Annotated in this window: 15 protein-coding genes and 2 pseudogenes; 11 read left to right on the top strand and 6 right to left on the bottom strand. The window is 41.5% G+C overall.

The annotated features are described in order from the left end of the window. Positions 1-39 precede the first annotated feature (39 nt). On the top strand, positions 40-780 hold the full coding sequence (locus tag Q0757_RS15520) for an IclR family transcriptional regulator (protein ID WP_298788955.1): 741 nt from the start codon (positions 40-42) through the stop codon (positions 778-780). A gap of 1,224 nt (positions 781-2,004) precedes the next feature. Here the strand turns inward: Q0757_RS15520 and Q0757_RS15515 are convergent. Next, the gene (locus tag Q0757_RS15515) at positions 2,005-2,241 is read right to left on the bottom strand and encodes a hypothetical protein (protein WP_298788953.1); all 237 of its coding nucleotides are present in this window, start codon (positions 2,239-2,241) and stop codon (positions 2,005-2,007) included. Between the two features lie 479 nt (positions 2,242-2,720). Here Q0757_RS15515 and Q0757_RS15510 point away from each other — a divergent pair, with 479 nt between their 5' ends. From Q0757_RS15510 to Q0757_RS15485, 6 genes and pseudogenes are all read left to right on the top strand, one after another. After that, a complete protein-coding gene (locus Q0757_RS15510; protein WP_298788968.1) occupies positions 2,721-4,301 on the top strand; it encodes an FMN-binding glutamate synthase family protein in 1,581 nt (526 codons plus the stop codon). 491 nt (positions 4,302-4,792) lie between these two features. After that, positions 4,793-5,404, top strand: a pseudogene (locus tag Q0757_RS15505) (CadD family cadmium resistance transporter). A 297-nt stretch (positions 5,405-5,701) separates the two neighbouring features. After that, entirely contained in the window at positions 5,702-6,022 is a 321-nt protein-coding gene (locus tag Q0757_RS15500) for a hypothetical protein (protein WP_298788951.1), read from the top strand. A gap of 342 nt (positions 6,023-6,364) precedes the next feature. Beyond that, a complete protein-coding gene (locus Q0757_RS15495; protein WP_094908646.1) occupies positions 6,365-6,934 on the top strand; it encodes a TetR family transcriptional regulator in 570 nt (189 codons plus the stop codon). Between the two features lie 12 nt (positions 6,935-6,946). Further along, positions 6,947-7,864, top strand: coding sequence for a cation diffusion facilitator family transporter (locus Q0757_RS15490; RefSeq protein WP_298788947.1), 918 nt, complete (start codon positions 6,947-6,949; stop codon positions 7,862-7,864). Positions 7,865-8,619: 755 nt separating this feature from the next. Continuing rightward, entirely contained in the window at positions 8,620-8,805 is a 186-nt protein-coding gene (locus Q0757_RS15485) for a hypothetical protein (RefSeq protein ID WP_298788945.1), read from the top strand. Between the two features lie 87 nt (positions 8,806-8,892). On the opposite strand, the pseudogene Q0757_RS15480 reads toward Q0757_RS15485, so the two are convergent. The 5 genes and pseudogenes from Q0757_RS15480 to Q0757_RS15460 all read right to left on the bottom strand — a co-directional run bounded on the left by Q0757_RS15480 (position 8,893) and on the right by Q0757_RS15460 (position 14,857). Next, positions 8,893-9,685: pseudogene (locus Q0757_RS15480) on the bottom strand (SDR family oxidoreductase). Between the two features lie 106 nt (positions 9,686-9,791). Beyond that, the gene (gene lhgO, locus Q0757_RS15475) at positions 9,792-11,012 is read right to left on the bottom strand and encodes an L-2-hydroxyglutarate oxidase (RefSeq protein WP_094908642.1); all 1,221 of its coding nucleotides are present in this window, start codon (positions 11,010-11,012) and stop codon (positions 9,792-9,794) included. A gap of 150 nt (positions 11,013-11,162) precedes the next feature. Continuing rightward, a complete protein-coding gene (locus Q0757_RS15470; RefSeq protein WP_094908641.1) occupies positions 11,163-11,876 on the bottom strand; it encodes a FadR/GntR family transcriptional regulator in 714 nt (237 codons plus the stop codon). Next, positions 11,877-13,844 (bottom strand): TRAP transporter permease, encoded by a 1,968-nt coding sequence (locus Q0757_RS15465; protein ID WP_298788940.1) that lies wholly within the window; start codon positions 13,842-13,844, stop codon positions 11,877-11,879. Positions 13,845-13,852: 8 nt separating this feature from the next. After that, a complete protein-coding gene (locus Q0757_RS15460) occupies positions 13,853-14,857 on the bottom strand; it encodes a TAXI family TRAP transporter solute-binding subunit (protein ID WP_298788938.1) in 1,005 nt (334 codons plus the stop codon). Between the two features lie 419 nt (positions 14,858-15,276). On the opposite strand from Q0757_RS15460, the gene Q0757_RS15455 reads away from it, so the two are divergent. From Q0757_RS15455 to Q0757_RS15440, 4 genes are all read left to right on the top strand, one after another. Further along, positions 15,277-15,582: a DUF3870 domain-containing protein gene (locus Q0757_RS15455; protein ID WP_298788936.1), complete on the top strand. Its 306-nt coding sequence runs from the start codon at positions 15,277-15,279 to the stop codon at positions 15,580-15,582. Between the two features lie 326 nt (positions 15,583-15,908). Beyond that, the gene (glaH, locus tag Q0757_RS15450; RefSeq protein WP_298788934.1) at positions 15,909-16,841 is read left to right on the top strand and encodes a glutarate dioxygenase GlaH; all 933 of its coding nucleotides are present in this window, start codon (positions 15,909-15,911) and stop codon (positions 16,839-16,841) included. A 581-nt stretch (positions 16,842-17,422) separates the two neighbouring features. Then, entirely contained in the window at positions 17,423-18,829 is a 1,407-nt protein-coding gene (locus Q0757_RS15445; RefSeq protein ID WP_298788931.1) for an FAD-binding oxidoreductase, read from the top strand. Beyond that, positions 18,822-20,129 (top strand): (Fe-S)-binding protein, encoded by a 1,308-nt coding sequence (locus Q0757_RS15440; protein WP_298788929.1) that lies wholly within the window; start codon positions 18,822-18,824, stop codon positions 20,127-20,129. Before Q0757_RS15445 ends, Q0757_RS15440 begins: the two co-directional genes overlap by 8 nt. Positions 20,130-20,780: the final 651 nt, after the last annotated feature.

Here is a 20,780-nt window from a genome sequence, read left to right as displayed (position 1 = left end):
ATTTAAATATATATATATAAATTAAAATAGGAGGTTGAAATGAAAGCAAAAATGGATACATCAGCCACGGTACTACGTGCACTTAAATTATTGAATCATTTAAAAGAAAACCCTGGGCCGCAGAGTATACGTTACATTAGTGAAGAGCTAGAGATGTCTTCTACAATCGTGCATCGTTTATTGACCACGTTAAAAACAGAAGGATTTGTTTTTCAGGATCCTCAATCTAAACTTTATTCTCTTGGAGTAGTGTTTTTGGATTACGCGAATAAAGTGGTTACAGAATTTCCATTTTCTTCTATTATAGAACCTTGGTTAATGAAACTACGTAATATTACTAACGAAACTGTCGGTTTTTATGTGCCCAACGGACAAACACGTTTATGTGTGTTGGAATATGAAAGTCAGCAAGAAATACGACGTTCTGTAGGGGTGGGGAAGCAATTACCAATTTATGCTGGAGCAACTGGAAGAGCGATTTTGGCTTTTCAACCTGAGGAACGTCAAAAGCAAATGATGAAGGACTTACCTTTCGAAGAACAACAAATTTTAATAGAAAAGATACATGATACTCAAAAGAAGGGTTATGCTGTCAGTGTAGGTGAAATCAGCTCTAATGTTTCCGCATTGTCAGTACCAGTTTATGATAACCAAAAGCATATTGTTGGTGCACTCTCAGTTTCAGGACCGGCTTTCCGATTTGATGAAGAATCGATTAATAAATATATAGACACTGTTATTCAAGCCACTACAGAAATTTCTGATTCTTTTCGTAAATGATAAGGTAGTTTTTCGCTTCAATTGTAAAAATCGGTTTTCAAATATTTTTATCGATTTTTTCATGTCAGTTTTTTTCTTCTACTATCCATTTTGTCTACGGTCTGTCCAAGCTGTCTTTCGTTTGAATAAAATATAGAATATTTACTGTAGCAAAAAGTTACTCTTTTAGATAGTGTCAATGCTAACCGATCTTGGTGTCTCTTAGTCTTTTGATAAAGTACCATACGAGCATAGATAAGCTTAACGATTATATTTTCACCATAACTTTGGCCAGGTATAGAGGATTTTTAATGCGACAGATCGACGTTGAACCGCCAATTTGTTGTTTCATCAATTTAATGAGGTTCGCATGACATTCCATGAGTCCATTTCTCCGGGGAAATGATGGGCGTCGGTCACGTCAATCCCGTACGAAACCAAATCAACGCCGACGTTTTGCATTACTGGAATGGACCTCGGAGTTGCCTGCTGGATTTAAGCTAACATGGACATCTAGTCGATTCGATGCTAACTTTGTTGCTGTAACGTTGCGACCAGGTATTTACGATCCCGTGGGGGGGGGATAAGAATCCCTGGTCGGACTAGCGTACACGAGTGAGAAAATTCTTCAAAGTAGAAAAGGATTTTGGGTAGCCTTGAGCTAGTGGAGCCGAGCGATACAGTTCCATGCTAGGGAGACAGTGGCGTCCGTGGCTCATAGAGGCCGAAAGAAACCGTATTTCCGCCCCGTCTTCCATTCCAAAGATGAATTCGGGCTGAGACGGGAGACCGAAATGCCTTAAAGATACTAGGCTTGGACCTGTTGAATCACCATGGCGTCCATAAGGCATCCAGCGTTAAGGTTCGGCTTTTGATGGTAGACATTCATTTGGCTCGACGACAGACCATCATATAAATAAGTACTGTCGAAAGCCAAGAAAAATTCGTTCATTTAATCTCCGCCTCTTCTTTGTGAGACCATTACCATTCCTCCTAAAATACCTTCGTTAAAAGATTGAGGGCACTAATTGCTCATCGGCTTTGACAATAGATATATAAAAGAAGGTAACTAGTGTTTTCTTATTACTTAAAAAAGCTTCAAAGATCAAATTTATTCAACCTTATTAAATGCAAACTAACAATAACAAACAGGAATAAGACATACTTTCTATCCACGGACAGAATATCTTCCGTATTTTTTGTCATTAAAATCGAGAAAATTAAAAAGCAACTCTTTTAGTATACTTACTGAGCGTTATTGTTTTTTACAAAATTAATTAATTTTCTAAAACTAAAAAATATGAAAAATAGAGCCATTAATTTAAATATTAGTTCTGCACTAAAATTTGTTAACGGTAAACCGTCACCGAATAGATCCCATCTAAAAAAAAGCAATCCTGAAATATACATAAAAATAATGGCAGCGTTAAGCTCTGAAGACCGAGTACTCAAAGATTTTTCCCTTTGGTTAGAGTAAGGCATATTTTTCTTCTCCTTAGTGCAAAAATTTCTTCTTACTAGAAAGAATACTAAAGTCGTTATTGCTCTTCCAAGCAATGAGGACTCGCTTTGTACCGCTGATAAGGACTGAGTGATAACGACTAGCCACTGTGACGGTGTTACCACCTCAACGATATCAAAAACATTCAAACGGCTTAAGCATCGATAGAACATGGAATCAGATCATTTAAAAGCTTTACTTATTTCCATATTTGCTTGACGGATATCCAATTATTTTTAAAACTGTCCCTATTCTTGTTTTAATCGTGTAAAGCATGCTTAATGTTCCAGCCGCCGGGGAAGTATACATGAAGAAGATACTGTATAAATGTACGAAAAGATGTGGAAGACTGTAGAAACGCTGAAAAGAATGATAGAAAATGAAAAAGACCGCTAGTTCTCCAATGGTGCAAAACGGGTTTGAAATGGAGACATCGGTAGAAAAAGGAGACGGGTTGGATATAGAAACGACTATTATTGTCCTTTTGGGACTCTTAATAGTGTTTATTGTATTCGTGCCGGCAGGGCTCGTGCTTTGGATGTATGTCAGGGACCGCCAGCAGAAACAGCACGCTATTTTGAAAAACTTTCCGGCCCTGGGCAGAATGCGCTATTTAATCGAGAAAACGGGACCGGAATTTCGCCAGTATTTATTTAACAATGATCTTGAAGGGAAACCCTTTTCAAGGGAGCAATTTGTTTCCACTGTCAAGGCTGGTAAGTACAAAACACGTATGCTAGGCTATGGTTCAAAAGAAAATTTTAATACGAACGGATATTACATTGTAAACGACATGTACCCAACGTTAGAAGAGGAGATACGCCGAGACCGTAAGGCGGATGCCGTGCTCAGCAAAGTATATGAGATCGATAATGAACGGCTGTTTACCCGGCAGGAGCATCATGTGGAGGAATCATTCGATCCATATCTTCTTGATGAAAAGGATACCATCACGCTCGGAAAGCATAGCGGGGTGAAGCAACCCTTCCATGTTAAAGGACTCATCGGCCAGTCGGGGATGAGCTACGGCTCGCTCGGGGACCGGGCGATCGAAGCATTGTCTATTGGAAATGCCCGGGCTTCCGGTTCCTGGATGAATACGGGCGAAGGTGGGCTGTCGGAATATCATCTGTCGGGAGGGGCAGATATTATATGGCAGATTGGCCCCGGCTTGTTTGGTGCACGAGATCAGGCCGGAAACTTCAACCCGGAGCTGTTCAGGAAGCAGGCGGCCCACGAGCAGGTGAAAGCGATAGAGATTAAGTTGGCCCAGGGGGCAAAGCAGCGAGGCGGTCACGTTGATGGAGCGAAGGTTACGGAGAAAATTGCTTCCATTCGTAACGTAGAGCCCTGGAAAACGATAGACAGCCCAAACCGTTTCAAAGGTATCGAAACAACGGAAAAACTGATGTCGTTTTTAGAAGAACTGCGGCGGTTGAGTAATAAGCCGGTTGGTATAAAAATCACCCTCGGCTCAAAACAGCATGCTGCCAGGCTGGCGGAGGAATTGAAAGCTTCGGCTATTCTTCCGGACTTTATTACGCTTGACGGAAGCGAAGGAGGTACTGGAGCCTCATACAAAGAAATGGCTGACAGTGTGTCTCTTCCGTTATTCTCAGCGCTACCGATGCTTGAAGAAGCACTGAATGAAACAGGACTTAGAGATAAAATTACTATCGTTGCTTCAGGGAAACTTTTAACGCCAAATAAGGCGGTCACAGCGCTTGCTTTAGGCGCTGATTTGATTCATGTGGCGAGAGGGTTCATGATCAGCGTGGGTTGTATCATGGCCCAGGTTTGCCATACAAATGAGTGCCCGGTCGGTGTGGCTACTACAGAGCCGAAGCGACAGGAAGCCTTGGACGTTGAAGAAAAATCGTACCGTGTCACTAATTTTATTATTTCGATGCGGGAGGGCATGCATAATTTAGCAGTGGCGGCCGGTCTCCATTCCCCCACCGAATTCCATAGAGGTCACGTTATCTATAAAGATGTAGATGGCCGTACGTATTCCGTAGAAGATATGGAAAAAAAGTATTAAAATTAGAGGAAAAGTGATATTGATTGCTACAACATTGCATTGGGGTGCTAATCTAGCGGTATTTTCCGCGTTTTCACCTCTATAATGAAGCATTTGGAGCATCTTCTTTCTTTATTTACAGGGTCATTAGTACTTTGGCATTTTTGTTCGTGTGGAAATTCGTTCCTGAGAGGAAAAATAAGCCTCCGAAGAAATCGAAGATATTTGGCTTAATAAAGTTAAAATTAGTGAAGAAAGAGTTCACGAAGGAAACGAATTTATACTTAAGCACCATTAACACCAATGTTTTTAGTATATAAGTTAATTAATAAAAACAAGGGCTCTCCTAAATACAGGAAAGCCCTTGTTTTTACAGTCTTCGGCTGTTCCGGATGTCTTAATCGAGAAATCAACTGGGGCCAATCCGCCCAAACTACGCGCCGAGCAGCTATGTTTGGCGCGTTTTTTATCAGGCCCCCAATAACCCGTGGGAGAAGAAAGGAAGAGGTACCATGCTAACGACTATCGGAACAGCTTCGGTGCTTTATGCAGCCACGGCAATTGATCTAGTGGTGTTACTCCTGCTCTTTTTCGGTTAGGCGACCACAAAGAAGCAGTATGGCCAGATTTATCTCGGGCACTACAGGGGCTCGTTGGTACTTATCGGTGTTAGTCTGTTTTTCGCTTTTGTATTACGCGTGGTCCCGGAGGACTGGATGTTAGGCTTGCTGGGCCTGATTCCGTTGTACCTGGGGATCAAAATCGCCCTCATGGGCGATGAGGATGATGGGGACCAGCAACTGCATCAGCACCAGCGAACAAACCTCTCCACGACGGTTGCCCTCGTTGTCATTGCTAGCTGCGGGGCCGATAATATTGGTTTGTTTGTGCCTTATTTTGTTTCCATCTCGGCATCGGCCCTGATGACCACGCTGGTCACCTTCGCTGTATGGATATTGATTTTAGTATTTAGTGCCCAGCAATTGAGTCGTCTACCCGGTGTATCGACCGCAATCGAATACGTGGGCCGCTGGGTCATGGCGGTCATTTACATCGGTCTGGGATTCTACGTACTGATCCTGCAAGGCACCGTTGCGGTCGTGTGGTCGTGGATCACTGGATAAGAAGCGTTGAGGAGGCGAGCCCTCGTTTGCCAAGACGCATGCTCTATGGTTTGGGGGAAATCATTCTCCTCCAAGCAATCTCCTTATCGTTCGACGTATTCTATGGTAGCAAGCCGGAGGGCTGTTTTTTCATACCTAATTAATGGTGAAAGGACAGTGTCACCGTTGATTAAACGGTGGGCTTGCTGCCAGGACGCGCCTGTATGTCTTGTCGATTCCGGTGTGTGTCGTTATGATAGTCATATTGCCATTGTTAGCCCGACTGTAAGAACAACGAATGGGAGGGAGGAGCCCTAAATGAAAAAAACGATGAAGATGACAATCGCGATGGTTCTAACTGCGGGATTACTAGCTGCTTGTGGGGAGAACGAGGAGAAGGATACAAGCTTTTTTGCTGAAAATGACTGGGCTGAGCTAGACGTAGTTGAAAAAGAAATAGGCTCAGATTTCGAATCTGTAAACGTAGAAAATGAGGAAGGAAATAGTCGAGTGATTGTTTATGCAAACAATGGCAATCCTGAATACAAATCAATATACATTTTGGATGAAGAGCGTTTAAAGATTGTTAGCATTGGAGAAGAAGGTGAAGGTCAAATTTATAATGACGTTATTCGTTGAAGTCGATCAAAAGCTGAACGATTGATTAAGTATAAATAGAAATATAATCATGAATTGAACTTTCATCGTCAAGTAGATAGCGAAAATACATCAAATTCTCAAACGGCTTGCCCTTGATATCCAAATGAGGCAAGCCGTTTAAAGTTCTTCGACGACGAAAACCAAGTAGAGAAGGAATTATCTAGAATTTGCTTCGCTATCAGAGAAATATAACCATCCTGCTTCAACTAGGTTCGCTTTGTTTCTAGCAGGTTGATTTTATCGAATAGTTTTAGTATTATCACTAGTGACTGACTGTCAGTCACTATTAGTGATAGAAGCACAAATTTACAGGAGGCAACCATGAAACAGACCACCTACGATCAATTATTGAAAGCGGCCATCACCGTCATTCATCGGGAAGGATTCGATCAAACGTCAGTCTCCCACCTAGTGAAGGAAGCCGGTGTAGCTCAGGGGACGTTTTATAATTATTTCGAATCGAAAAAAGAGCTCGTGCCGGCCATTGCTTCTCATATCCTAAACGAACAGTTGGCTCGCATGAAAGCGCATGGAGATGCAGGCACCCTCACCGAAATCATTGATATCGTGATCGCCATAACGTTTCAGATCACGGAAGAATTTCAGGATTCGATTAGCATGTGCTATAGCGGGATGTCGCTCTATTACTCCTTTGAGCGTTGGGAAGCGATTTATCGCCCCTACTATGATTGGCTGCAAGCGCAATTCGTGCAATTACAACAGCACCATCAACTGACGAATGAACTGGAGTTGAAGCTAATGGTTAACAACACGATCGGCCTGGTCGAGCACGCCGCAGAAAGCCATTATTTGTCCCGATCGGGGACGAACGATCAACGGCAGGCCAAGGCCGAACTGAAGCTCATGCTTGTACGAGCTCTCGCAAGATAAGGGGGTGATCGAATGAATATGAAACAAGAAAAGAAAATACTTTGGATCTCGATCATGGCCACTGTTCTGTTTTCAGGCACCGGTATGATCTTAGGCTTATGGGTCCAATCGCAAATGATTGTATTCGACGGGTTATATTCGCTGGTCGGGGTGGCGCTCTCCTGTGTCTCGCTAGCGGCGGCTACATGGATGGCGACGACCGACTGGAAACGATACCCCTTTGGGTTGGACATCGTGGAACCTCTCGTGGTGTTATTCAAGTACATGGTTATTCTGCTGTTGATCGCGGGTTCGGCAGCGGCCGCCCTGGTGTCCCTGTTCCAAGGAGGACGGGACATGCAAGTAGGACCGGCGTTTGTTTACTCGTTTATCGGATTGCTCGCGTGTGGAGCTGTCGCTCGTTATTTACACGTGCAGGCTTCCCGTTCGCAGTCGGCCTTATTAAAGGCGGAATCCAATCAGTGGCTCATGGATACGCTCGTCAGTATGGGAGTGTTTGTGGGATTTCTCGTCGCCTTTATGCTTGAAATTTTTCAGTGGTTCCCGTCGTTTATTCCTTATGTCGATCCAGTCATGGTACTGCTCGTATCCGTATACTTTTTGCGGTTCCCGCTGAAAGAAATGCGCCTAGCCCTTCGGGAGGTTTTGGCGATGAGCTCGCATGAAGGAATACGCCGTCGCATGGAAGAAACGTTAGAGGAGCTGGCTGCCGACTATAATGTCGAAGAAAGCTTTCTGCGGATAACCAAGGTCGGGCGTACTCTTTGGGTGGAAATTGATATTGTGGCGCTGGAAAGTAGCCCCCTCAATTCCCTAAAAAAACAAGATGAAATGCGAGAAAAACTGGCCGCAGTATTGACCGGCGCAACACCCAAAAAATGGCTGACGGTCTCGTTCATGGCCGATCGGCATTGGGCCCTTGATGACTAAAAGGTAGATAAACTTTGGGGAGTTATTCTTACAGGAAAACCGTTCTGATGAAGGATCACCCTGATCTTCAATGCGGTTAATCGTTTTGTCAGTAAAAATAATAGATAGGTAGATAGACAAACACAGTGTGCTACCGCCGGTCCCGGTGGCTGCATAAAGTAGAAGCTGAAACAGATGACGACGAATCAAGTCATTGACTTAGCCCATTTTTCACAATGTGTTAACACAAAGTAGATTATTGGAAGCAGGTCCCGCTTTTGCTGGCATCGACTATGATCCCTACCCTTCTGATAGCATCTATACTATCAGAAGGGTAGGGATATTCTTATGAGAATGGATGGACTAACGATGGTATATGATGTAGAAGCATTTGGAAATATTCCAGCGTCCGAAAATTGGCTGTTCGATGCGGCAACACAGGAATGGAAAAAACTAGATCTCTAGAGATTTTGGGACAAAACGGCAGATCAGTATATCTGGTATTGATCGACCCTCGAACATGACCCTTGCCCTCTGAAGAGAATCACACAGGGAGAGACACTATAACGCTGGGAAATCGATGGCCTTAAAACTGGCAAGCACCATTTGCTGCTTGTGATTCATGAAGGGCAGAAGGTGCTGCTGTTGCACAATTCAATAAGACGTATAACGGGGACGATCCGACGACCGGACATTGGCCCAGCTGAACAGTGTTACGACGCTTATGGTGCGAATGATTCCAGATAACAACGATAAAGACAAAGGAAGACATTGAGATGAGCAAAGCATTCGATCGTTACCAAGAAGTTATGGGAAAAGCATATATTGATCGATTTAAGCTGGAATCAGTCCTTGCGGCAACCATCAAAACTGAACGCCAACGTCAGGCTTTTTCCCAACAGGAGTTGGCAGATGCAATTGGAAAACCAAAATTTACGATTAAAGCTATTTTTATTTCTTAATTAAGAGAGGCGCTAGAATCATCGAAAAGACAAAACGTGATGGCAATAAATAGTCTACTAACTAAGGAAATGATGCAAGCATTCTATTTATAATGCTTTAACAAATCCTCCATCAGCAAGAATAGTTTGGCCTGTAATGTATGTATTCGCTTCAGAACAGAGGTATACCATTAATTTTGCGTATTCCTCTGAGGTTCCGTAACGCCCTAAGGGGATGCTCATTATGCTTTGATTTTTTATCTCTTCTGATAACATTCCCAACTTTTTTCCTTTGTTTTCATCAAGCTGTTTTGTTCTGTTGGTTTCAATTCGGCCTGGTCCAAGGACATTAATAAGAATATTATCCGGACCTAATTCTTGAGAAAGTGTTTTTGTTAAACCGAGTACGCCTGCGCGTAATGTATTAGATAATATTAAATTATCGATAACGCTTTTCACGGATGACGACGTAGAGTTAATTATACGTCCACCTCCCTGGGCTTTCATATGGGGAATCACAGCTCGAATGGATCGAATAAAACTTAATAAAACTAATTCATAAGCTTGCTGCCAATCTGCATCAGAAAAGGCAGTAAAGGGGCCAGCAGGTGGCCCTCCGGTATTGTTTACTAAAACATCAATTCGACCCAGTTCAGAAACGCTTTTTTCTACTACGCTTTCAATATCTTCTCGCTTTGTCATGTCTCCTACGGAATAGAAAACGCTATTATTATTTGTTGTACGCTTAATCTCTTCTACTGTATCTATAAGTTTATCCGACGAAGAGCTAAAAAGCATCACTTTGGCCCCTTCTTTGGCAAAATTACATCGCTCCAGCTTTTCCCAAACCAGTACTTGAAGCTAAAACTAATACGCCTTTTCCTTTTAATCCCAAATCCATATCTGCTTGTCCCTCCTTAAACCAATTCATGCACCTAGCAAGAAAGCCTATTATATGCTTAGATCAAGGATTCCATCGAATATATAGTAACTGATTTCAGTGGAACTTAAACATTTACGCTTGCTTTTTCTTTGCGTTCTTCTTCAACATGTATACGTTCTACAATATTCTTACCGATTTCTAGAGAAGCAGTTGCCGCTGGTGATGGTGCATTGCACACATGTAAACTTTTCTTACCAGAAACAATGTAAAAATCATCAACCATTTTCCCATCTTTCGTTAAAGCCTGGGCCCGTACTCCGCGCGGTCCTATTATAAGGTCTTCTTCCTGGACTTCTGGAATTAATTTCTGAAGATTTTGCACAAACTTCTTTTTATTTACGGAACGGATCATTTCTCCTATGCCTTCTTTTAAGTAAGGTTTAGCAAGCTTCCAGAATCCTTTGTAAAGAAGGACTTCAGATAAGTCCTTAATGTTGATATCCCGCTTTTTATATCCTTCTCGCTTGAAACCAAGAACGGCGTTAGGCCCAGCATCAACATTACCATCCATCATACGAGTGAAGTGAGCACCTAAAAAGGGGAATTCGGGATTAGGGACAGGGTAAATCAAATTACGTACGAGATCTCTTTTCTCTTCGACAAATTTATAATATTCCCCCCGAAAAGGTACGATTTTTAGGTCCAAGTGGTAACCAGCGAGTTCAGCTATCCGATCACTTTGCAAACCAGCACAATTAATTAAGTAACGGCCGTTATAGACTTCTTTGTTGGTGTTAATTTCTACGCTATCAGTGTTTTCCGAAATAGCTGTTACGGCAGTACCATATTTAATTTGGCCATTTTGTTGTTCGATGAGTTCAGCAAGCTTATTGGAAACTTTTGAGTAATCAATAATGCCAGTTGAAGGTACGTAAATTCCTGCTATTCCTCGAACATGAGGTTCTTTTTCTAAAAGTTCTGATTTGCTTAATTTTTCAATGTCCAATTCATTTTGAAGCCCCCGTTGATAAAGATTTTCAAGGTGGGGCAATTCCTTTTCTTCTGTGGCGACGATGACTTTTCCACAGATGTCTATCGGTATTTGATGCTTTTCTGCAAATTGACGCATGGATTTATTTCCCTGTTTCGCTAGACGAGCTTTTAGACTTCCAGGTGTGTAATAAATACCAGAATGAATAACACCGCTATTATGACCCGTTTGATGAAAAGCTACTTTTTCTTCTTTTTCAAGTACAGTGACGTTTGCATGAGGATGCTGCTTTGTTAGCTCGTAGGCAACGGACAAACCTACGATCCCACCGCCGATAATAATATAATCTTCCATTGATTTCTCTCCCTCTTTATTGATTGAATTAATAGTTAAAACGTTTATTAATTATTGCTTGCAAACTACAGTTATAGACGATTGAAAATACAACAAAGTGATGGGGAAAATTCTTTTCGTTATTTCTATTGGTGATAGGCTTTGTCTTAATTAATCTCCCATCGATTTAATTTCTTCCAATTTAGTTTTAACATTCATTAAATGAGCCTGCATTGTTGCTTTGATCGTGTCACTATCCCTTGCACAAAAAGCTTCGTAGATCATTTCGTGTTCATGATATACCTCTTTTCTTTTTCTAGGCTTTCCGAGGTTTTTTGATAAAGAAAACTGTAAAGAGTTTTGCAGAACGGTACTAATATTAATAAATGTTTGCTCGAAAAAAGCATTTTTAGCTGCTCTGATTAAAACGAGGTGAAACTGGTAATCTGCTTCAAACCCTATGCTTTCTTTGTTTGTCAAAGTACCTTTAAATTGATTGAGCGCTTTCAAAAGTTCAATTTCGTCCTCTTCTTCATGTCGTTGAGCGGCTAGGGCAGCAGCTTCTACTTCAAACACCATACGCATTTCGAGCAAATCAATAATTTCACTAACGTCAATCAAAGAATAAGGGATGACTTCTAACATGTTTACCAAATTAACTTCGTTGATTTGTCGGCCGCCCCCTTGTAAGGAAGTCACTACGCCACTAATAGAGAGAATATTTAAAGCTTCGCGTATAGCTGTGCGACTAACTCCAAATTGCTTGGCTAAGGTTATTTCGGGAGGGAGTTTATCGCCAGGAGCATATTCTCCTGTTCTGATTTTCTCTTGCATTAATTCTAAAACTTGAGTTGATACTTTTTTGCGATAGAGAGATTCAGGCATCTAATAGTCTCCTTTCTTAAAAGCCGTGTCGTAAGATCGACCTTGGTAATGATAACGATAAATTTGTATGGCTACAGCACCTCCCAAGAGTAAAACTCCAAGCATGATAGTAAATACATTTGTAAATAATAATAATATTATAGGAAAGACAAAAAGTAGTTGTTCCCACCATAATAAAGGTTTTAAGAAGTATTTTGCTAATACTATGGTTAGGGCAAATACGATCGAGGAAGCTAACAGCAGTGTTAGTATGATATCAAGAAAGTTGTTATTGCTTCCTTGCATAACTATGGCTGGGTTAAAAGCAATTAAAAACGGTATGATGAACCCAGGTAGTGCTAAACGTAAAGCACTCCAAGAGGTTTGCATGGCATCTGATTTAGCTATGCCTGAAGCGGTGTAAGAAGCAAGTGCTACAGGAGGAGTAATGCTAGAAAGCACCCCAAACCAGAAAACAAAGAAGTGAGCAGCAACATCATTAATCCCCATGTCAATAAGTACAGGAGCTACTGTGACAGACACAATAATATATAAAGCTGTGGAAGGGAGACCTAGGCTCAAAACGATACAGGTGAGCATTACTAAAAATAAAGCTATTAATAAATTTCCGCTTGAGATAGCCAAAATATTTGTACTAATAGCTTCTCCTAAGCCTGTCATCGATATAACGGCAATCATAATACCAATAGATGCACATGCCATGGTCACTTGCACAGTGCCTTTTGCTCCTTCATAAAGACCTTGAATCAATTTTTTAGGTGTGATGCGTGTCGAAGGATCTAATGTAAGCCAACTTACAATAATGATACTTATGATACCAACAAACCCAGCAAATAAAGGCGTCCGTCCCGATAGTAAAAAGTAAACTACTATTATCAGGGGAAGTAATAATAATCCTCGCTCTTTGAGTACTTTAAAAACTTGGGGTATTGATTCTTTACTAATACCTTTTAATCCTTGTTTCCTAGATTCAATGTTAATAGCAAGAATTAAGGCTCCGAAGTACAAAAAGGTCGGAATAATTGCGGCTAGCACAATGACTGAATAGGGGACTCCAAGAAATCCTGCCATTATAAACGCCGCTGCGCCCATGATTGGGGGCATCATCATTCCACCTGTAGATGCTGTAGCCTCTACAGCTCCAGCGAACCGTGATCTAAAGCCCACTGATTTCATTAAAGGAATCGTAAATGTGCCGGTCGTGGCAACATTAGCCACGGCGCTGCCGCTCAATGAACCTGTTAAGGCACTTGTTAATACAGAGACTTGAGCTGGACCGCCGCTATATCTTCCAGCAAAAGCTAGTGCGAGGTCATTAAATAATTTTGAAGCTCCACTCACACTAAGAAATGCTCCTAAAATAATAAAAATAACAATATATGTGGCAGCTATCGATAACGTCATGCCAAATATGCCTTCCGTAGTCATATATACGCGATATAATAGCCTTTCGATACTAAAACCAGCATGGCCAAAAACACCAGAAAAGTAAGGACCGACAATACTATACACCATAGCCAATATGATTAAAATTGGAATAAACCAACCTAGTGCACGACGAGTGGCTTCTAAGAGGAAGACGATCGCTATTGTGGCAAAAATATAGTTAATCGTAACTGCCTGGGACAAGCGATCGATATGGATATTGGAATAACCATATAAAATATATCCAATAGCAATCGCACTACCGAGGGCTAAAACGATATCTACGATAGAAAAAGGACTATTCTCGTTTTTCTTTGAAGAAGGGTACAAGAGAAATGTTAGAAATGAAGACAGCATGAGAAATACGCTATTTCTGTAAATTTCTTGCATATTCAAGAAGCTATTCGATACGATAGCGAATACTGCTAATATAACAGCTACGCTAACGACAAGGATTTTTCTCCAAGTGCTAGAATATCTCTCTGGCGTTTGTATGTTCTCGGTACGTTGGTTTGAATCTAGATTTGTATTGCTGTTGGCCATTTACATACTCATCCTTTCTTTTCTTTTGGCGGCATTAAATTTTCTGGCACTTTTACACCTTGCTCTTTGTAATATTTGTAGGCCCCTGAATGTAAGGGAACTGTTAATCCTTCTAAAGAATTTTCTAACGTTATATTTTTTGTAACAGAGTGTATTCCATGTACTCGTTCTAAATTTTCATACGTGTTTTTTGTGATTTGATAAACTGTTTCTTTATTTACGTTTGCATCTGTGCCCATGAAATTGCCTTGAGCTATGGTGCGTATTTCTTCTCTTTGATTTGGATAAGTTTCAGCAGGAATTGTATACCTATAAAAAACTTCTGAACTTGATTGGATTTTTTGTAATTGTTCATCGGATACGTCGAGCAAGGTCGCGTTCACACCACTTGCATACATATCTGTAATAGCAGTGGTAGGTAAACCGGCAGAAACAGCTCCTCCTTGTAGAGTTCCATCTCTCATTGCGGAAATCGTGTCTCCAAATCCAAGATAATCTTGATTGATATCTTTTTTAGACATGCCGAGACTGTTCATAATAATACGTGTGGTTTGTTCTGTACCACTTCCACGAGAGCCCAAAGAAAAATTTGTTCCTTCTATATCAGCTAGATTTCCTGTGGTAATTTGGCTATTTTTTAAAGGGAATTGTTCTGCGTTAGGCCATAATGTTGTTACAGCACGCAAATCTTCGTAAGTATTATCAGCGTATATATCTTTACCTTGGTAAGCAAAGTCCCCAATAACGCCTTGGATAGTGGCAAATTCAGCTTCTCCTTCTCTAAGTAAGTCAATATTTTCTACGGAGCCTCCTGATGATTGTCCTGTCACTCGAACATTTTCCCCTAATTCCTCTGTGTACAAGTTTGCTAACCCTACACCCACAGGATAATAAGTTCCCGCTGTGGTTCCTGTAGCGATCGAATAATATTCATACTTTTGGTCTGAAAAAGCATTTAATAAGAGAAATGAAACCGGTACCAAAAATAATAATAAAAAAAGAATACGTTTCATAATAAACCCCTTTCCGAAAAACATGTTATACTGTATAACAAATTTTAGTTGTTAACGCTTTCAATTACAATACAAAATTTTCAGAACTTTATATCTGATTTTAATTGAAGGCTAAATGAGATCACTCTACAATGAATATAGTCTAAGGGAGGTGTTATCAATTACGTTTATGAGTAACACTTTTTATTAAAGGAGAAATAGTAATCAAACAGAATTTATCGGAATATAATGTAACTTAAATTTTTAAGTCAAAGCAATTAAGAATTTATAGTCTTTTCAAGATAAATGAAAAATTTAAAAATTTACATTTTAAGTATTAACGACGTAAAACCAGAGAAATTTGTAAAAAATCTTTTTTAAGACGGAGAAATTAAAGAGTTAATACCAAATCATGATTATTTAAAAAAGGGGAATTACATATGGATAATGTGGTATTTATTGCAGGGCATGCTAGATTACCAGAAGGAATGGCTGCGCAAAGTATGTTTCAAACACTAACAGTCACTGTAGAAATTGATCGTGAATACGGAGTAATTTTAGAGTCTTCTTGTACATTGGCGACTGCTCACGGCAGAGAATTTATTAATCGACTTTTGAAGGGGTATAGTTTGCGAAATGGCATCGAAAAACCTATCAATCTTATTGAGCACAACTACTTTGGAAAGGCTAAGAATGCTATTATTTCAGCTTTGAAAGATTTATATAAACAATATAAAAATTTATAATCATCTACCTTTAAAATTGCGAAAAAGTAGAGGTCGTAAAAATTTTTAAATAAAGAATGAATAAAAGATTGACAAATAAATAAATGTAATTCAATATAATGTTAACGCTTACCGCAAGAAAGATTTTCTCTTTCTGTCCCGTAAGTGCAAAAAGTTATCATGATCATTTTAACGATAAAACTGTTTAATATGACGTGGACTTACTACTTGTATAGTTTGCCATCCGTCTATTAGAGCCAGTCTTTAAACACAAAGGTACCTTTGTGTTAAAAGGCTGGCTTTTATTTTTCCATTTATTCTCAATAATTAAGGAGGAACATCAAGCTATGGCTATTTCAGGAAACCATATTTTAGATTTTTCCCAAGAAACTCAGGAAGTGAAAATTGCTAAGCATCCACAGAACGCCCGTCTCTATCATATCGATATTAAAAAAGAGGCTTTAGCAAAATTCTTTGATCAAGTGAAAAACGTAGAAGTGCAAGAACTAGAATACGTGCCTTATATGCGATTTATTGTAGCTGGAGCATTGCAAGATGTGTTAAGTGAGTCTTTTACTACAACCGTTCGCAATATATTAATGGATCGTGCCACTGGGGGATTTACAATTGGTTTAGATCAAGAGATTACTGATACTGATAAATATGTTCTCTTTTCTACAGCCCTTACACACTTAATCGGAGAATGTAATTTTGATGCTATGTCTGGTAAATACTATGCTCGTTTTACCGTTAATCACACGGATACTAGTGATTCGTATTTAAGACAAGCTTATCGCCGTTTTACATTACACACAGACGGTACTTTCGTTGATGAATCTACAGATTGGCTCTTAATGATGAAAATGCATGAAGAAAATGCCATTGGTGGTGAATCCCGCTTGCTTCATTTGGACGACTGGCAAGAATTAGATAAATATTATAAACATCCTTTTGCCGAAAAAGAAATTGCTTACAAGGCGCCTGCCAGTAAAAATGTTAGCCAAGAAGTTAATAGAAAAACGTTTTTTCATGAGAATGGCGATCCGTGTATTTGCTTTATAGACCAATTTGCTAATCCTTCCTCTATCGAAGAGGCTAAATATTTGCGTGATATGTCCAAATCAATGGAAGAAGATCAAAGTGTTACGGAGTTGAACTTGCCAGTAGGTCATCTAGTAATGGTAAATAATTTGTTTTGGCTACACGGAAGAGCCGCTTTTGAAGTCAATAAAGATCTAGATAGAGAATTGCTTCGTCAAAGAGGAAGATTCCCGAACTAAGCTTTATATGGGATGACCAATTCATATAACAAATAGGAGGAAGCAAGATGTGTATATTTGTTCCAAATATAGAAACAGAAAACAAAAGTGAGATAGACTCTAAAGTTATAAAAACTTCTTGCTCATCAAAGTGTAACAAGTGTCAGAAACAAAAATAATAATCTTCTATTAATAACAGGAAAGATACCCCCTAATCCATGTGTGTTAAAAATATATTATCCAAATTAATATCTTTTTTGTTATCGAAAGTTTTCAACTAATGATAGTTCCCAAAAGTATTCTCAATTAAAATCACCCTTTTCCTGTAATAGTTGGATAAGGGTGATTTGCTACTTGCAAACAAAAAATGGTTATTATAGTGCAATGCGCAAATTAAAAATTTCTCTCTACATCTCAAAAAATATAAACAAAACATGTTGCGCTAGTCACCGATTACGGCCAGGCGCATCATATCCCTGTGGTAGATGCATTGGGTGGTTTCATCGAACAATTACTGGAAGCGGGAATGACGGAAGCGCAAATAATTTCAATGGTTCAAACCAATCCTCAAGCTCTCATTAGCCGTGGAAAGGAGCGTATGTATGGAAGCTAAATGGATAACCGCTTTAAAAAGCACGTTAGGGGAGAAGTATGTACGTACGGCCGTGGTGGATCGCCACAGTTACAGCTATGATGGCTCGTTTGGGGAATATGTGCCCGAGGCTGTGGTACAGGTGGCTTCGGCCCGCCAAGTAAGTGAAGTCATGAAAATCGCTAATCACTACCGGGTGCCTGTCACCCCACGGGGGCAGGGGACTTGCTTAAGCGGCGGGCCCCTGCCGGTCTATGGGGGCATGGTGCTGGATACAAGTCAATGGCCCGCAAGCATCGAAGTGTACGCAGACGATTTGATTGCGGAAGTGTCCCCCGGCACCCTTACGTCAGCCATCCATCAGGAGGTGGAAGCTTACGGTCTCATGTATCCGCCCGACCCCAGCAGTGCGCATGTTTCGACTATAGGAGGTAACTTGGCGGAAAATTCCGGGGGGCCGCGCGGGTTGAAATATGGAGTTACCAAGGATTATGTTATTGGGTTGGAAGTAGTCACCCCGGAAGGAGAAATTACGCGGACAGGCGGGCGCACGATCAAAAACGTTACCGGCTTGGATATCACAAAATTAATTGTGGGCTCCGAGGGGGTGTTGGGGGTGATTACATCCGCGACCTTGAAGCTCATTCCGAAGCCGAAAGCCGTTCAAACCATCATGGTGGCTTTTGCTTCCATGGAAACAGCCGGAAGGGCCATTTCCACTACGTTAACCTCAGGCATTCTGCCATCAAAAATGGAATTCATTGACCACGCCTGTGTGCAGGCCGTAGAAGCATACGAGCCATCGGGCCTGCCTCAAGATGCAGAAGCTGTGCTGATTATGGAACTGGATGGGCATGAAGAAACCATCAACAAAGAATTACAAGAAATACTGACCATCATGAAACAGCTGGAGGCGACAGCTGTTCAGGTGCCAGAAACCGCGGAAGCCGCAACAAGAATATGGAAAGCACGAAAAATGGTGTCCCCGGCAATCGCAACGATTAAGCCGACCAAGGTTTCGGAAGATGCGACGGTCCCCCGCAGTCAGATTCCTTTGATGATGAAAAAGCTTGGCGAGATACGTGAAAAGTACGAGATTAACCTGGTGGTGTTCGGTCATGCCGGAGATGGGAATCTCCATCCCAACATCCTGTGCGATGAGCGGGACCAGGCAGAAATGAAGCGTGTGGAAAAAGCCGTAGAGGACATTTTTCAGGCGGCCATTGATCTCGGGGGAACCTTATCCGGCGAGCACGGCATAGGAACCATGAAATCGCCCTTTATGGAAAACGAAATTGGAATCGCAGGAGTGGATTTAATGAAACGCATTAAGCAAAGCTGGGACCCGAATAACATCATGAATCCGGGAAAGATTTTTGCGGAGCCGGGACAAAGGCTGGTGTTAAGCCGTGAATGAGCCTGAAACGTTAAAAGACGTGATGAATTATGAAAAAGCGTTTGACTGTGTGCAATGTGGTTACTGCCTGCCGGCATGTCCCACGTATAAGACCATGGAGACGGAAACGCACTCTCCACGAGGACGCATCCAACTCATGAAGCTGGCAGCGGAAGGGCACATATCTCTTCACGAATTGGAAGACCCGGTAGAAAAATGCCTGGGGTGCATGGCCTGCATGACCGTGTGCCCGACGAATGTCCAGTACGATCAAATGCTCGAAGGCGCCAAACACGCCATTGAAAAAAATAAAGAAAAACCCAAGCATCAGGCGGCGCTCGAAAAAGGCTTGTTTGAGCATGCTGTCCCTTCCTCAAAGATAATGCATTCAGTGGGCAATTTAACATGGATGTACCAAAAAAGCGGGCTGCAGACCTTTGCGCAAAAGCTCGGTATATTATCGAAAACGCCCTTGCATCTGGGAGAGTTCGCCAGTGTTTTACCGCCGATGCCCTCGCCGAAACAACGGGCGTCGCGTGAAAAGGTGCAGCCAGCCCAGCAGAAAGAAAAACTGCGGGTGGCCTTTTTTACAGGATGTGTCATGGACAGCGTGTTTTTTACCATTAACGAACAGTCCGTGGAATTGTTAACCTTGGCAGGGGCTTCGGTGGTTATCCCGGAAGAGCAGACCTGCTGCGGGGCCCTGCATGCCCATGCCGGACGGCATGACGAAGCCGTCGCCCTGGCCAAACAGAACATTCAAATGCTTGAAGACCTGAACGTCGACCGGATTGTGAATAATGCTGGCGGCTGCGGGGCCCAAATGATTCGGTATGACCATCTGTTTGATGAAGGAAGTGACTGGCACAAGCGGGCGTTGGCTTTTGTGGCTAAGGTGGAAGACATTACGAAGGTGCTCGCCGAATTGGACGGGCTACAGTTCACCAAGCCGTTGAATTACACCATTACCTATCAACCTTCCTGCCATATGACCAACGTGCAGCGGATTACGAATGAACCGAGGCAGTTAATGAACCAATTGCCGGGGGTGTCAGTGAACGAAATGAATGACCCGGATTTCTGCTGCGGATCGGCCGGCATTTATAACATTGTGCAGTATGATGAATCGATGAAAATTCTCGATCGGAAAATGGGAGACGCCCAGGCCACGAACGCTCAAGTGATTGTTACCACCAATCCCGGGTGCTTACTGCAGATGAAATACGGCGCGGAACGGGCATCTAGCGGCCAGCGGGCGGTACATCTCATCGAACTCTTAATTGAAGCAGAACCAAAAATCAAACAGATAAAAAATGTATAAACATTCATATGTAAAGTAAACTTTTCTAAGTATCTCAAATCTTGATGATTGGGGTGCTTATTTTTTATAAGTGTGCTAATAATCGCGATTATGTTCATTAGAAGGACAGCGATTCTTCGAACGTTGGCTACTCATTAACGGAGACTCTTGAAAGCATGCATGAATGATAAAGACGTGCTATTTGATTCGAGGAACGTAAATGGAAATAAAGAGCAATACCTTATCATTAAATGCTTGCTTTTTAAGGGGGGAGCTTTAGCCGCGAATAAGGCTTCGTTTATCGCCCTTGTTGTAGATTGCACAAATGGTTCAAGCCTTGGGGCGATGCTCATGCTTCCAATTACGCACATGTTGCTGCTAATAACATATCCTTTCCATCAAAGAGGCTGGCTGCGACTTGGCATGTTTGCGTTTGATTATTTCACCATGAGTAGTAGGATTGCTAAAACAAAACATACTAAGCGACGGCAAGCTAATTGGTCTGGATTCTATAGCTTGTATAGACATGACGTCATTACTTATGGACACTGTCGGCTCTATCCTATCGAAAGCAGTAAAAGTTATTGCTTTGCACGACGATAGGTCTCATAAATAGCCATTTCATCAAAAGAAAAAAAGTGTTTCTTAAAGTTGCTCTTCGTTGTATTGGCC

This window comes from uncultured Marinococcus sp., assembly GCF_947493875.1.
Classification (GTDB): domain Bacteria; phylum Bacillota; class Bacilli; order Bacillales; family Marinococcaceae; genus Marinococcus.
Note: the sequence above shows the minus strand (reverse complement) of the source record. Positions and strands in the feature narration are given on the sequence as shown.